The 14,940-nt window shown below is 65.7% G+C and carries 12 protein-coding genes; 10 read left to right on the top strand and 2 right to left on the bottom strand.

Annotated features, from left to right (window positions below):
- Nucleotides 1–24: 24 nt before the first annotated feature.
- Nucleotides 25–504, top strand: a complete 480-nt coding sequence (locus tag OKW87_RS04030; RefSeq protein WP_265542486.1) for a MarR family winged helix-turn-helix transcriptional regulator — start codon at nt 25–27, stop codon at nt 502–504.
- Between the two features lie 46 nt (nt 505–550).
- Here the strand turns inward: OKW87_RS04030 and OKW87_RS04025 are convergent, their stop codons facing one another.
- Nucleotides 551–3,256 carry a TonB-dependent receptor plug domain-containing protein gene (locus OKW87_RS04025; protein ID WP_265542484.1) on the bottom strand — a complete coding sequence of 902 codons (2,706 nt, stop codon included), beginning with the start codon at nt 3,254–3,256 and terminating at the stop codon, nt 551–553.
- A gap of 77 nt (nt 3,257–3,333) precedes the next feature.
- On the opposite strand from OKW87_RS04025, the gene OKW87_RS04020 reads away from it, so the two are divergent.
- The 8 genes from OKW87_RS04020 to OKW87_RS03985 all read left to right on the top strand — a co-directional run bounded on the left by OKW87_RS04020 (nt 3,334) and on the right by OKW87_RS03985 (nt 12,950).
- A complete protein-coding gene (locus tag OKW87_RS04020; protein WP_265542481.1) occupies nt 3,334–3,840 on the top strand; it encodes a MarR family winged helix-turn-helix transcriptional regulator in 507 nt (168 codons plus the stop codon).
- A 224-nt stretch (nt 3,841–4,064) separates the two neighbouring features.
- Entirely contained in the window at nt 4,065–4,154 is a 90-nt protein-coding gene (gene kdpF / locus OKW87_RS04015; protein WP_265542479.1) for a K(+)-transporting ATPase subunit F, read from the top strand.
- Between the two features lie 13 nt (nt 4,155–4,167).
- Nucleotides 4,168–5,871, top strand: coding sequence for a potassium-transporting ATPase subunit KdpA (gene kdpA, locus OKW87_RS04010; protein WP_265542477.1), 1,704 nt, complete (start codon nt 4,168–4,170; stop codon nt 5,869–5,871).
- A gap of 11 nt (nt 5,872–5,882) precedes the next feature.
- A complete protein-coding gene (kdpB, locus tag OKW87_RS04005; RefSeq protein ID WP_265542475.1) occupies nt 5,883–7,913 on the top strand; it encodes a potassium-transporting ATPase subunit KdpB in 2,031 nt (676 codons plus the stop codon).
- 131 nt (nt 7,914–8,044) lie between these two features.
- A complete protein-coding gene (gene kdpC, locus OKW87_RS04000; RefSeq protein ID WP_265543990.1) occupies nt 8,045–8,641 on the top strand; it encodes a potassium-transporting ATPase subunit KdpC in 597 nt (198 codons plus the stop codon).
- Nucleotides 8,638–11,313, top strand: coding sequence for a sensor histidine kinase (locus tag OKW87_RS03995; RefSeq protein WP_265542473.1), 2,676 nt, complete (start codon nt 8,638–8,640; stop codon nt 11,311–11,313). Before kdpC ends, OKW87_RS03995 begins: the two co-directional genes overlap by 4 nt.
- Entirely contained in the window at nt 11,310–11,996 is a 687-nt protein-coding gene (locus OKW87_RS03990) for a response regulator transcription factor (protein ID WP_265542471.1), read from the top strand. The genes OKW87_RS03995 and OKW87_RS03990 overlap by 4 nt, the downstream gene beginning before the upstream one ends.
- A 180-nt stretch (nt 11,997–12,176) precedes the next feature.
- Nucleotides 12,177–12,950 carry an alpha/beta fold hydrolase gene (locus OKW87_RS03985; protein WP_265542470.1) on the top strand — a complete coding sequence of 258 codons (774 nt, stop codon included), beginning with the start codon at nt 12,177–12,179 and terminating at the stop codon, nt 12,948–12,950.
- Between the two features lie 271 nt (nt 12,951–13,221).
- Here OKW87_RS03985 and OKW87_RS03980 read toward each other — a convergent pair whose 3' ends face one another.
- Nucleotides 13,222–14,058 carry an alpha/beta fold hydrolase gene (locus OKW87_RS03980; RefSeq protein WP_265542468.1) on the bottom strand — a complete coding sequence of 279 codons (837 nt, stop codon included), beginning with the start codon at nt 14,056–14,058 and terminating at the stop codon, nt 13,222–13,224.
- 184 nt (nt 14,059–14,242) lie between these two features.
- On the opposite strand from OKW87_RS03980, the gene OKW87_RS03975 reads away from it, so the two are divergent.
- Nucleotides 14,243–14,899, top strand: coding sequence for a sensor histidine kinase (locus OKW87_RS03975; RefSeq protein WP_265542466.1), 657 nt, complete (start codon nt 14,243–14,245; stop codon nt 14,897–14,899).
- Nucleotides 14,900–14,940: the final 41 nt, after the last annotated feature.

Genomic DNA, 14,940 nt, shown 5'->3' with positions numbered 1-14,940 from the left:
ATCGCTCCGTTCGAGGGAATGCAGGTGAAGCAAAGCGGCGCCAAGTTGCCAGAGCGCGACGGCGAGCGCAGGATGCAGCTGGGCAGGCTGGGTGACTATGTCGGTTTCCGCATGCGCCGCGTCCAGAACCAGCTTTCGGCGGATTTCTCCGCGGCTACGTCGCATTTCGGAATCCGTTCCGGTCTCTCTTCCTCGCTTGCGTTGATCGACGCCAATCCTGGCCTGTCCCAGCAGGAACTGTCGAGCGCGGTAGGCCTCGACAAGTCGATTACGGTGCAGATCGTCGACGAGCTCGAGCGGCGGGGCTGGGCGCGGCGCGAGCGCTCCACCATCGATCGCCGCCGCCACGCTCTGGTCGTGCTGCCGGAGGGGAAGGCATTTCTCGATCAGCTGTTCCAGATCATGGAGGTGGTCGAGGCCGAAGTCCTGGCCCAGCTCAGTCCCGAGGATCGCCCGATCTTCGATGCGTCGCTCGATCGGATGTACGACGTGTTTCACCGCTGAGCGTCAGGTGATGGGCGGGGGCACGCGCTTAATGCCCCCGGCTTCCTCACATCGAAAAGCGGATCGAGGCCGCCATCACCCGCCCGATCGGGCTGGCGGCGGTGGCATCATAGCCGCCATTGCCGTTTAGCCCAGGCGCAAGGTTCACATAAGGGGGCCCGGTGTCGAGCAGGTTGCGCACCTCGAGGCCCAGCTTGATACCGTCGAACATTCCGCGCGCGCCCATTTCGCCCAGATCGAAGCCCAGGATCAGATCGATCGGAGTGAAGCTCGTTACCTGCTGGTTCGGGGTGATCGCGGTGTTGCGATAGCCATTGACGTGGGTGACGGTGACCTGCGCGAGCATGGCATCGAGCTGCCACGCAATGCTGCCACGCGCCTTGAACGTCAGCGGGTTGAAGATCGTGTTGCGCCGATCGACGGGGGTTCCCGCCGGCGAGACCGCGGTCTTGTAGTTCGTCAGATAGGTGCCGCTGGCGTTCAGGTTGAACGTGCCGAGCGTATCCGTCGGGATGCGCCAGTTGATCGTCGCGTCGATGCCGCTGGTGTTGGACTGGCCCAGATTGTTGTTTCGGCCATCGACGAACAGCGTGACGTTGTTGGGATTGCCGCCCGGGAAGGTCCCGCGTGCCAGCACCACTCCCTGCGCCAGAAGCTCCAGCACGCGATCGCGCGCCTGCGTGCCGCGCAGGATGATGCCCGTGCCCGCAAATTCGGACTCGCGCGTCAGTAGCGCGAGATCGGCAAGATAGCTGTCGACCTGGTTGATATATTCGACGTTCCAATAGGTCGCGCTGACTCGAAGGTTCGGCGTGACGTCCCAATCGCCGCCGACCGACCAGGTCGTCGCTTCTTCGGGTGCGAGGTCGAGGTTCGCGCCCGAGAAGGCGAAACCGGTCAGCGGCGCGCCGCCCGCCGGGTTCTGATAGGTCTGGCCGAACAGATTGTTCGAATTGCCGTAGATTTGCGAGATCAGCGGTGCGCGGAACGAGGTGCCATAGCTGCCGCGCAACACCAGGCCGCGGAGCGGCGACCAGTTGACGCCGAACTTGGGATTGGTCGTCTTGCCGACGTCGCTGTACCGATCGTGACGCACGGCGAGATTCAGCTCGAGCCGCTCAAGGCCTGGCGTCGCGTTCATCGCGCTGAAGATCGGAATCTGAATTTCGGCATAGCCCGAATCGACCCGGCGGTCGAAATTGCGGAACACGATCGGCGTGCCGGCAGCGCCGCGTGCGCTGCCCAGGCTGGTGTCGATCTCCTGGCCCTCATAGCCGGCTGCCAGCTTCACTTCGCCGCCGGGGAGGCTGAACAGCGTGCCGTTGATGCGCGCTTCGTAGCCGATGAATTTGTTGAGCGTGGGCGAAAGCGTCACGAAGTTGCTGATCGCGAGCAGCGTCGCGTCCGACGTGCGACCGCTGCCGTACGGATCGAACGCAGTTGCCGGGTTGCTGCTGGCCAGCGCGGTGTTGAGTGCGGTTGCGTTGAGCCCGCGCACCTGATCCGACTGGTCGTTGCCCTTCCCATAGGTCATCAGCGCTTCGACCTGCCAATCGCCCGGCAGCTTGACGCGCAGCCCCGGCGTAATCTGCCAGTTGGTAGCCGATCCGAACGAGACGTCGCGCGGCAGATCGTTGATGAAATTATAGTCGATCGTGTAGCTGCTGCCGGTAAAGCCGGCGGGCCGGACGAAGAAGGCGTTGGTCTGCGGCACGGTCAGGGTCGAGCTGAAATAGGCCGGCAGCCGCTGATATTCGCGTTTGCTGTAGAAACCATCGGCGAAGAAGGTCAGCCAGGGCGTGATCTCCTGAGTGAAGGTGCCGTTGACCGAATTATAGTGCTGTTGCGGGATCAGGTCCTGGCCGACCAGATCGTCGCAGCTGTTGCTGGTACCGGGAACCAGCGAGCCGGCATTGGCCGCCGTCAGCAATCCCGGCATCGCATAGCTGACGCCGCCGGCGCGCAGCGTGCCCGGCGCGCAGCGGGTGACCAGATAATTGTTGCCGCCGAAGCCGCGCTGGTCCGAACGGAAGAAGTCGCGGTCGTCGCCGCTAAGGTTGGATCGGTAGACGCGCTCATAAGCGACCATCGCCTGGCCGGTGTCCCAGGTCTTGCCGATTGCGATGCCGAGCTGTGACTCCTCGAAATCGGCACCGACGCCGTAGCGTGCGCTGGCCTCGATGCCGTCCAGGCTACGCCGCGGGATGAGATTGACCACGCCGGCGATCGCATCCGATCCATAGATTGCCGATGCGCCGTCCGCGACGACTTCCACTCGCTCCAGGCCCAAAGTCGGGATCACCGACGGCTCGAACGCGCGGCTGTTATTCACTGCGCGATGACCATCGACCAGGATCAGCGTCGCATAGGGGCCGATGCCGCGCAGGTTGATCGTGTTGCCATAGGTGATGTTGCCGCTGCCGCCGCCCTGGCCGCGCGAATTTTCGGATACACCGAGGTCGAAGACCTGCGGCAACTGCTGAATGAGGCGATCGGTGGTGACGGCTCCGGAAAGCTCGACCTCTTCGCGCCCGAGCACGGTGACCGAAGAGCCCACCGGCGCAACACCGCGCAGGCGGCTGCCGGTAACGACGATGTCGCCATTGCCTTCCTGTTCAGCAGTCTCGACATCCAGCGTCTGGGGCGCGGCATCCTGAGCGAAGGCAATGCCGGGCGCGGCCATCGAAATCGCCAGCGCGCTGCAGGCGACGTGAAGGCACTGGAAATGCGAACGCCGGGAGAAACCTGTCATGCGATCATCCTCTCTGTATCGACCGCTGTGCGGCTCGGCATCGATATGATCCTAGACAGTATGTTTTGTCAACGATATTGAACCGTCTTCGGGGGTTGCAGCGTCTGGCTCAATCCGCCCGTCGGACGAGGATCATGGGTCAACAGCACGACCTGCTTGGCGCGATTGCGCCCTTTGTGGGTTACCAACTCCGGCGAGCATCGGGCGCCTTCGCCGGAGATTTCGCGGCCGCGTTCGAAGGGTCGGGGATGCGCCAGGGGCTGATCGCGATCCTGTCGATCGTCGCTGCCAATCCGGGAACCAATCAGGGAGCGGTGGGCCGGGCGCTGGGCATCAAGAGCGCCAACATGGTGTCGCTTATCGGCGAACTGGTCGATTCCGGCATGATCGAACGTGCGGCAGACCCGCGCAACCGGAGAGCGTTCCTCCTCAAGATCACGCCGCGGGGCAGCGCATCGCTTGACGCTTCTCTGGCGCGGATCGCGGCGCACGAGCGTCGGATGATGCGAGGGTTCAGTGCGACCGAGCAGGCAACCTTGCGCGATCTGCTGGCTCGCATCGAACCGCACGAGGGACATGGCTAGGCCCACCGAAAAGTCCAGGCTCCGACGCGTTGCGCACCTTTACGCCGTCTTTATGCAAATGCCGCGCTTCCCCATGGAAGCTTAATCCGCATCCGCACCACATCGCATGCTCCAGATAAGGAGTGCCGATGTGAACGATCTTCTGTGGCTGGGGGTGCTGGCGGGGCTGGCCCTGCTGACCTTCGCCTATATCCGCCTCTGCGATGCTTCGTAAGGACGGGGCGATGACAACTCCCCTCATCCTTGCCGGGCTCACCGCGCTGGGCCTGCTCCTTTATCTCGTGGCCGTGCTCATCCGGCCCGAGCGCTTCTGACGGAGACGAAGCCATGACCATTCAGGGTTGGACGCTGATCGTCCTGTTCGTGGCGATCCTCGTCGCGCTCGCCAAGCCGATGGGGGCGTGGCTCTTCGCGCTTTACGAAGGTCGCCGCACGCCGTTGCACGTCCTGCTCGGCCCCGTCGAGCGGGGCTTCTACAAGCTCTCCGGGATCGACCCGTCGGCCGAGATGGGCTGGCGCCGCTACGCGCTGCACATGCTGTTCTTCCAGATCGTGCTGCTGCTCTTCACCTATGCGGTGCTGCGCCTGCAAGGCGTACTGCCGATGAACCCGCGCGGGCTCGCCGGGCTGGGTGCAGACGGCGCGATGAACACCGCGATAAGCTTCACCACCAACACCAACTGGCAATGGTATTCGGGCGAAGTCGCGCTTTCGAACTTCAGCCAGATGTTCGGGCTGGTGATCCACAATTTCCTGAGCGCGGCGACCGGCATTGCGATTGCGTTTGCGCTGTTCCGCGGCTTCGCGCGGCGCGAGGCGGCGGGGATTGGCAATTTCTGGGCGGATATCACGCGCGTCACGCTGTATCTGCTGCTGCCGATCTCGATCGTCTACGCGGTGTATCTCGTCGCCAGCGGCGTGCCGCAGACCTTCCTGTCGTCGGTCGATGCGACCACGCTCGAGGGCGCCAGGCAGACGCTGGTGATGGGCCCGATCGCTTCGCAGGAGGCGATCAAGATGCTCGGCACCAATGGCGGCGGCTTCCTCAATGCCAACAGCGCGCACCCGTTCGAGAACCCCAGCGCGCTGACCAACTTCATCCAGATGCTGTCGATCTTCCTGATCGGTGTCGGGCTCACCAACACCTTCGGGCGCGCGGTAGGCAACCAGAAGCAGGGCTGGGCGATCCTCTCGGCAATGCTGCTGCTGTTCGTCGCCGGCACTGCGGTGGTCTATTGGGCCGAGGCCGCGGGCAATCCGGTGCTCCACAACCTTGGTTTGGCCGGGGGCAATATGGAGGGCAAGGAGACTCGCTTCGGCATCGCCGCATCGGCCCTGTTCGCGGCCGTCACCACGGCGGCTTCGTGCGGCGCGGTCAATGCGATGCATGACAGTTTCACCGCGCTGGGCGGCATGATCCCCCTGTTCAACATGCAGCTGGGCGAAGTCGTGATCGGCGGCGTCGGCGCGGGCATCTATGGCTTCCTGCTGTTCGCGATCCTTGCGGTGTTCGTCGCCGGGCTGATGGTGGGGCGCACCCCCGAATATGTCGGCAAGAAGATCGAGGGGCGCGAGGTCAAGTTCGCGGTGCTGGCGATCGCGGTGCTGCCGCTGTGCATCCTGGGCTTCACGGCGCTGGCATCGGTCCTGCCGGCGGGGCTGGCGGGTCCGCTCAACAAGGGGCCGCACGGCTTCAGCGATATCCTCTATGCCTTCACCTCGGCGACGGCGAACAACGGGTCGGCCTTCGGCGGCATCACGTCGGGCACACCCTTCTACAACGGCCTGTTGGGCGTCGCGATGTGGCTGGGTCGCTTCTTTGTGATCGTGCCTGCGCTCGCCATTGCCGGCAGCCTGGCGATGAAGAAGCACAGCCCCGAATCCGCCGGCTCGTTCCCGACCACCGGCCTGCTGTGGATCGGGCTGTTGGTGGGCATCGTCCTGATCGTCGGCGGCCTTACCTTCCTCCCCAGCCTCGCGCTCGGACCGATCGCCGATCATCTCGCGATGATCCGTGGCCAGCTTTTCTAAGGCGTACTTCCATGACAAGTGCATCCTCGATGTTCTCGGCCAAGCTCGTCGCTCCGGCGATCGGCGACGCCTTCAAGAAGCTCTCGCCGCGGCAGCTGGTGAAGAACCCCGTGCTGTTCACGACTGCCATCGTGGCACTGCTCCTCACCGTGCTGCTCGGCATCGGCGGCGACGGGCTATCGGTGCCGTTCCAGCTCCAGCTGATCGTCTGGCTCTGGCTGACGGTGCTGTTCGGCACCTTTGCCGAAGCGCTGGCCGAGGGGCGGGGCCGTGCCCAGGCGGCGTCGCTGCGCGCCGCCAAGTCCGAGCTCAAGGCCAAGCGGACGATCGGTGTCGCCGATGCCTGGGAGTGGGTCGGCGCGGCGCAGCTGGCGAAGGGGGATGTCGTGCTCGTCGAGACCGGCGATCTGATCCCCGCCGACGGCGAAGTGATCCAGGGCGTTGCCTCGGTCAACGAAGCCGCGATCACGGGTGAGAGCGCGCCGGTGATCCGCGAAGGCGGCGGCGACCGTTCGGCGGTGACTGCGGGCACGCGCGTTATCTCCGACTGGATCAAGGTGCGGGTGACGCAGGAGCCGGGTCAGGGCTTCCTCGATCGGATGATCGCGCTGGTCGAGGGCGCCGAGCGGCAGAAAACCCCCAATGAGATCGCCCTGACGATCCTGCTGGTGGGCCTGACCATCATCTTCCTGATCGCGGTGTCGACCGTCCCCGGTTTCGCCGCTTATGCCGGCGGCGGCATCCCCATCGCGATGCTCGCGGCGTTGCTGATCACGCTGATCCCGACCACGATCGCCGCGCTGCTTTCGGCGATCGGCATCGCCGGCATGGACCGGCTGGTGCGCTTCAACGTGCTCGCCAAATCGGGCCGTGCGGTCGAAGCAGCGGGCGATGTCGACGTGCTGCTGCTCGACAAGACCGGCACGATCACGATCGGCGACCGCGCGGCGAGCGAGTTCCGCCCGCTTGCCGGGGTTACGATCGACGAGATCGCGACTGCCGCCTTGCTCGCCAGCCTCGCCGACGAGACGCCCGAGGGCCGTTCGGTGGTGACGCTGGCGCAGGGCAAGCATGAGGTAGCGATGCGCGCGCTGCCCGACGGTGCCGAGATCATCCCATTCACCGCGCAGACCCGTATCTCGGGCGTCCGCACCAGCGGCAGCCTGATCCAGAAGGGCGCGGTCGACGCCGTGCTGCGCGCCAATACCGGTTCGGGAAACACCCCCGCCGCCACCGAAATGCGGAAAATCACCGACGAGATCGCCCGTTCGGGCCAAACGCCGCTGGCGGTGGCACAGGACGGGCGGCTGCTCGGCGTGATCGCGCTCAAGGATGTGATCAAGGCCGGGGTGCGCGAGCGTTTCGCCGAGCTGCGCCGGATGGGCATCCGCACGGTGATGATCACCGGCGACAATCCGCTCACTGCCGCCTCGATCGCAGCCGAGGCGGGGGTCGACGATTTCCTCGCCGAGGCGACCCCGGAGGACAAGCTCGCGCTGATCCGCAAGGAGCAGCAAGGCGGACGGCTGGTGGCGATGTGCGGCGACGGTACCAACGACGCGCCGGCGCTTGCCCAAGCGGACGTCGGCGTGGCGATGAACACGGGCACGCAGGCGGCGCGCGAGGCCGGCAACATGGTCGATCTCGACAGCGATCCGACCAAGCTCATCGAGATCGTCGGCCTCGGCAAGCAATTGCTGATGACGCGCGGGGCGCTGACCACCTTCTCGGTCGCCAACGACGTCGCCAAATATTTCGCGATCATCCCCGCGATGTTCCTCGCGCTCTATCCGGGGCTGGCAGTGCTCAACGTGATGGGGCTGCACTCGCCCGAGAGCGCGATCCTGTCGGCGATCATCTTCAACGCGCTGATCATTCCTTGCCTGGTGCCGCTGGCGCTGAAGGGCGTGAAATATCAGCCGATGGGGGCGGGGCCGCTGCTGGCGCGCAACCTGGCAATCTACGGTCTCGGCGGACTGATCGCGCCGTTCATCGGCATCAAGGCGATCGATCTGGTCGTCGCCGGACTGGGCTGGGCCTGAACTGAAAAGCCCCTCCCCTTCAGGGGAGGGGTTGGGGTGGGGCCTTCATCACGGGCGCTGGTCTCGCTGAGACACAGCCCCACCCCTTCCCCCTCCCCTGAAGGGGAGGGGCTTATGTGAGAGAGAAGAATATGCTCAAGGATTTCACCACTGCACTCCGCCCGGCGATCGTCCTGACGATCCTGTTTGCAGCCCTGCTCGGCCTCGCTTACCCCGCGGCGCTCACCGGTATCGGCCAGGTGGCGTTCCCAGCCCAAGCCAATGGCAGCCTGATCCGCGACGGCAATACGGTCATCGGCTCCGAGCTGATCGGCCAGGCCTTTGCTTCGCCGCGCTATTTCCACGGTCGGCCTTCGGCTGCAGGCAGCGGCTATGACGCCAGCATGTCCTCGGGATCGAATCTCGGGCCGACCAGCCAGGCGCTCGCAGACCGCGTCACCGCCGACATCGCCGCCAACCGCATAGCACCAGCAATTTCGGTTCCCACCGATCTGGTGACTGCCTCCGCCTCGGGGCTCGACCCCCATATCAGTCCCGAGGCGGCTTTTTATCAGGTCGACAAGGTTGCCGGGGCGCGCGGGATTCCTGCCGGCACGGTACGCGGGCTGGTCGAGGCGCAGGTCGAGGGACGCCTGTTCGGCTTTCTCGGCGAACCGCGCGTCAATGTTCTCGCACTCAATCGCGCGCTCGACAGGGCGGCCCTGCAAGGCGCAAAAGCACTCGAGTGAACGACGCCCCCCATTCCGACGGCAGACCCGATCCCGAGGCCCTTCTGCGCACCGCCGCGCAGGAGGGTCGCGGTCGTTTGAAGGTGTTGCTCGGCGCCGCGCCGGGCGTCGGCAAGACCTATGAGATGCTTACCGAAGGCGCGGCACGGCGGCGCGGCGGTACCGATGTCGTGATAGGTGTGGTCGAGACGCATGGCCGGGCCGAGACCGAGGCTTTGGTCCACGGTTTCGAGATCGTACCGCGCCGCACCATCGAGCATCAGGGCCGGCCGCTCGAGGAAATGGACCTCGACGCGATCCTCGCGCGGCGGCCGCAGCTCGTGTTGGTCGACGAGCTCGCCCACAGCAATGCGCCGGGAAGCCGCCACGACAAGCGCTACCAGGATGTCGAGGAGCTGCTGGGCGCCGGGATAGACGTCTACTCGACCGTCAATATCCAGCATCTCGAAAGCCTCAACGACGTCGTCGCTTCCTTCACCAAGGTCCGCGTCCGCGAAACCCTGCCCGATCGCGTGCTCGAAAATGCCGAGATCGAAGTCGTCGATATCCCGCCCGACGAGCTGATCGAGCGTCTGAAGGACGGCAAGGTCTATGTCCCCCATGAAGCGACCCGCGCGCTGGGGCACTTCTTCTCCAAGTCCAACCTGTCGGCGCTGCGGGAACTGGCGCTGCGGCGCGCGGCGCAGGCGGTCGATACGCAGATGCTCGAATATCTGCGCGTCCACGCGCTGGCCGGGACCTGGGCGGGCGGGGACCGGTTGGTGGTGGCGGTGAGCGAACTGCCCGGCGCCGCCGAACTGGTACGCGCCGCCAAGCGCATCGCCGATGCGCTGCGTGCGCCCTGGACTGCGGTCCATATCGAGACCCCGCGCTCCAGCCGCTTCGGGGATGTCGAGAACCGCCGTCTCGCGGCGACGATGCATCTCGCCAGCCAGCTCGGCGGGCAAGTCGCGTCGGTGCCGGCGGCGACGGTGCTCGGCGGGCTTACCCGCTTCGTCACCGAGGCGCGGGCGACGCAGCTGATCGTCGGCAAATCGGCGCGCTCGCGCTGGTTCGAATTCGTCCATGGTTCGGTGGTCGATCGGCTCGTCCGCGAGACGCCGGGGGTCGCCGTGCATGTCTTGCCGATGGCCGATGCCGGGCATTCGCCGGCGCGAAACTCCGCGCGCACGAACGGACACGGCTCGGGCCAGCCTGGCGGGTATCTGGTGTCGCTGGGATTGACTGCACTGGTGACGTTGATCGGGGTGAGCATCTTCGCACCGGGAAGCATCACCAATATCGGTCTTCTCTATCTGCTGCCCGTGATGGTCGCGGCGACGCGGTACGGCGTGCGCACCGGCATCTTCGCCGGGCTGGCCTCGTCGCTTGCCTATAATTTCTTCTTCATCCCGCCGACCGGCACCTTCACGATCCAGGATCCACGCAACGTCCTCACCGTATTGGTGTTGCTGGGGGTGGCGATCGTCACCAGCCAGCTCGTCGCGCGGGTGCGTGGTCAGGCGATGCTGGCGCAGCGCAGCGCTGCGCAGAACAGCGCGCTGGCCGGCTTTGCGCGGCTGCTGACTGCGGTGCGCGATCGCCAGGCACTCGGCCAGATCCTGTGCGCCGAAGTCGGGCGGCGGCTGGATGCCAGCGCCGTGCTGCTGTTGCCGATAGAGGGCGAACTGGTGCTGAGTGCGGCCCATCCGCCCGAAGACCGGCTCGAGGCAATCGAACAGGCGGCGGCGCGCTGGGCTTTTGATCACAACACCCCCGCCGGGCGCGGATCGGACACGCTGACCGCGTCGGAATGGCTGTTTCAGCCGATCGTCGCGGGCGGGCGCGTGCTCGGGGTGATGGGTCTCGCACGCCCCGATGCCTCCGCGATCCGTTCGGATCAATTGCCCCTGCTATTGAGTCTGCTCGACCAGGCCGCGCTGGCGCTCGAGCGGATCGCTCTCGAAGGCGAGATGGCGACGATCACCCAGCTCAAGGAGCGCGACCGGCTTCGCGCCGCTTTGCTGTCGTCGGTAAGTCACGATCTGCGGACGCCCCTGACCACGATCCTCGGCATGCTCGCCGAAATGCGGCCGGCTTCGGACGAACAGGTCGAGCAGCTCGCCGCGGCGCGCGGCGAGGCGGAGCGGCTGCATCGCTTTGTCGCCAATCTGCTGGATATGGTGCGGATCGAAGCCGGCGCGCTCCATCAGTCGGTTGAGCCGATCGATCTTGCCGAGGCAGTGGCGGCCGCGGTGCACGATCTGCGCCGTGCGCTCGAGGGACACCCGATCCTGCTCGATGTGTCGCCCGAGCTGCCGTTCGTCATGGTCGATCCGCAGCTCTTCCATCACTGCCTGATCAACCTGCTCGAAAACGCCGCCAAATATGGCGATTCCGGATCCGCGATCACGGTGTCGGCGCGGCGCCAGCCGGGCGCGATGACGCTCAGCGTGCTCGATGAAGGTCCGGGCCTCCCGCCGGGCGACGAGGCGCGAATCTTCGAGACGTTTGCACGGATTGAGGGATCCGATCGAAAGGGCGGCACCGGGCTGGGCCTGGCCATCGTCAAGGGCTTCGCCGAAGCAATGGGGCTTTCGGTTTCCGCCTCCAATCGTGACGACAAGCCCGGGGCCTGCTTCACCATCAGGATCCCCGAGGGGCAATTGAAGAAGGGATCGGCGAGCCAATGAGCCCGCATGCCAACATCCTGGTAGTCGACGACGAACCCGCGATCCGGCGGCTGCTGAACGCCAGCCTGGCGCGCGGCGGCTACCGCGTGGTCGAGGCCGGCAACGCCCGCGAAGCGCTCAGCGCGATGCAGATCGACAAGCCCGAGGCGGTGCTGCTCGATCTGGGTCTGCCCGATCGCGATGGGCTGGAGTTGATCGCGCTGATCAAGGCGTCCGGAGCAGCGGTGATCGTCATTTCTGCGCGCGCCGCGACTGCCGAAAAAGTGAGCGCGCTGGACCTTGGCGCGGACGATTATGTCACCAAGCCCTTCGACACCGAAGAGGTGCTTGCACGAGTGCGAACCGCGTTGCGGCATCGGCTTGCGTCCGAGATCGATGCTCCGACGGTCCGGCTGGGAGACATCGAGATCGACCTCGCGGCGCGGCTGGTTCGGAAAGACGGGAGCGAGGTTCGCCTCACGCCGAAGGAGTTCGGGTTCCTGGCCGAGCTTGCGAAACACCCGGGCAGAGTGGTCACGCATGTTCAACTGTTGCGCAGTGTCTGGGGCCAGGGGCACGAGCGCGACGTCGAATATCTGCGCGTGGCCGCGCGCGGTGTCCGCAAGAAGCTCGAGGGTGGGGCGGGGCCGTCGTTCATCCGCAACGAACCCGGGGTCGGCTACAGGCTGATGATTTCGCCCTGAGCGCGGGACGATCGCTTTTTCTGCGTCGTAGCTGGGAACGCACGGCGGCTTTGCCGCTGCTCCACCGACTGATCCGCGAATGTGCGAGATCGACGCGACCGCATCTTCATCCAGAGGACGGGATGGGCCCGAAGACCGATCCTGCTCGTTCAGCATCGCGTCAATCGGAGTCCCCACTGAATGTTCGAGGTCCAGCGCGGCGCCGGCCGTAAGTTGCTGCTTATCCACGGTCTGGGGGGAAGCTGGCAATCGTGGAGCACCATCCTGGGAGCTCTCAGCGCCGAACGGACGGTGATCGCGATCGACCTGCCTGGACACGGATCCACCCCGGCGGAAGCCGATAGCGGGACTTTCGACGGCCTCGTGGGCAGCGTCGAGCGTTACGTTGGCGACAAGGGGCTGGAAGGGATCGACGTCGTCGGCAGCTCCATGGGAGCGCGGATCGTGCTGGAACTTGCTCGGCGTGGTCGCGTCGGCAACGCTGTTGCACTCGACCCCGGCGGCTTCTGGCGCGGTTGGGAGCGCACGTTTTTCAGGACCACCATAGGCGTCTCGGGACGGCTGCTTCGGGCAATCCGGCCGCTCCTGCCGATGCTGAGCAGCAATGCCGCATCACGCACGGCATTGCTGGCGCAGCTTTCCGCGCATCCTTGGAAGCTCGATCCGGAGGTGGTTGCGACGGAGTTGGCAAGCCTCAGCACGACACGGACCTTCGACGCCTTGGTTCATGACCTTTCGAACGGGCCTGAGCAAACCGGTCCGGCCGCCGACCCGGCTCGCCGCATCGTGATCGGGTGGGGTCGCCACGATCGACTGTGCCTGCCAAGGCAGGCAGCGCGGGCGAAAGCCGCCTTTCCCTCCGCACATCTGCACTGGTTCGAGGCCAGCGGGCATTTTCCCATGTGGGACCAGCCTGAGGACACGGCGGCCGCGATACTTGCGGCAATCGAGTGACCCATGTTCCTTCGCCAGATCGGGTACTGCGCGGTGCAAGTGCCCCGTGGCGCGACCATGGGGCTGCTGATCGCGGCAGCCGACAAGCCCGCAGCTGCCTTGATATCCGCAGGTGAAGCCACGGGCTGCCGATCTCGAGGCACTCCTCGCAGCCGCGCGCTTGGCGTGACCTGCCTGCATGATGGTATCGGCGGCCTCGCTCGAGGTGAACAGTCCGCGTCGCGTCAGCCCCTCCGGACGGTCGGCGGCGGATGTCCGCCGCCGAGCCCTATCAGCCTCGAACAAACGCCAGAAGGTCTGGATTGAGGACAGCGGCATGTGTCGTCAACATCCCGTGCGGGAAGCCGGGATAGATTTTCAGCGTGCCGTTCTGGAGTAGCTTGACCTGGAGGAGGGACGCATCGGCATAAGGGACGATCTGGTCGTCGTCGCCCTGCAGCACCAGCGTCGGCACGGAGATCGCCTTCAGATCCTCTGTCTGGTCGGTCTCCGAAAACGCCTTGATGCCCGCATGGTGCGCCAGCGCGCTGCCCATCATGCCCTGGCGCCACCAGTTGCGGACGACGGCGTCCGACACCTGGGCGCCGGGCCGGTTGAACCCGTAGAAGGGACCGGAGGCGACATCGAGGAAGAAGGCGGCGCGGTTGGCAGCAAGCGCGCTGCGGAAACCGTCGAACACGCTGATGTCGGTCCCGCCCGGATTGTCCGCGGTCTTGACCATCAATGGCGGCACCGCGCTGACGAGCACGGCCTTGGCGACACGGCCCTGGGGCTGTCCGAACCTGGCGACATAGCGAGCGACCTCGCCGCCTCCGGTCGAGTGGCCGATATGGACAGCGTTCCGGAGATCGAGATGTTCGGCGACGGCGGACGCGTCGGCGGCATAATGGTCCATGTCGTGACCGGTGTCGATCTGCGAAGAGCGGCCGTGCCCGCGGCGGTCATGCGCGACGACGCGGTAGCCATGCTGGAGGAAGTACAGCATCTGCGCGTCCCAGTCGTCGGCACTGAGCGGCCAGCCGTGGTGGAACATGATCGGCTGAGCGTCCTTGGGTCCCCAGTCCTTGAAGTAGATCTCCGCGCCGTCCTTCGTCGTGATCACAGTCATGCTGGCCTCCATTTGCAGGCGGACGCTGGCGGATGCCCGTCCGATCAGGCCGATATCGGCGGGGGACGGAGGTAACGATATCATACGCAGGTTTAGGTTCCGGGGATGGCGCCCCAAACCTCCGTATGATGGTTCCGGGCCGGCCGATCGTGGATCCGATGGTCACGCAATCGAGGACCGGACGATGACCATCACGCAACACGCCGCTTTCGAAGTCGCAGCCGTGACCGTGCTTCCCGCCCTTCGCGAGCCGAGCAGCATGGACGAGGCGAACCACCGGGTGGCGAACAGCCTCCAGCTTACGGCTGCACTGGTTTCCATCGCGGCGCGGCGCATTACCGATCCGGCGGCGCTCGCGGTGCTCGACACCACGACGCGCCGGATCGCGGCGATTGCGGGGGTCCATCGGCAACTTTATCGGCAACGGTCGGTGGGTGGAGTCGATCTCGGCGGCTACCTGGAGGATCTCGGCGCCGACCTGGAGACGAGTTGCGGCGACGCCGATGCCGGACGCCACGTCCGCGTCGCCGCGGATCGGGTGGTGGTCACGCCCGAGGTTGCGACCTCGATCGGGGTAATCGTCTCGGAGCTGGTGGGTAATGCCTGCAAATATGCCTACCCCTCGGGGCACCCGGGTGATGTCGAGGTCTCGCTGCGCGATGCCCCGCGGGGCGGGTTCGTGCTCGAAGTTGCGGACCAGGGCCGTGGGCGGATAGCCGGCGCGGCGCCGGAGGGAAGCGGCCTGGGAACCGAGCTTGTCGCGATGATGGCTCGGCGGCTGGGTGCCCAGCACAGGTGGCACGACGCCCGTCCCGGGACGCGTTTCACGCTATGCGTTTGAGCTCGACCGAAAAGTCCGGATCTACGACCTACCTCGGTTCG

The organism is Sphingomonas sp. M1-B02 (genome assembly GCF_026167525.1).
Classification (GTDB): domain Bacteria; phylum Pseudomonadota; class Alphaproteobacteria; order Sphingomonadales; family Sphingomonadaceae; genus Sphingomonas.
The sequence above is the reverse complement of the archived record's forward strand: the minus strand, read 5'-3'. Positions and strand labels throughout refer to the sequence as shown.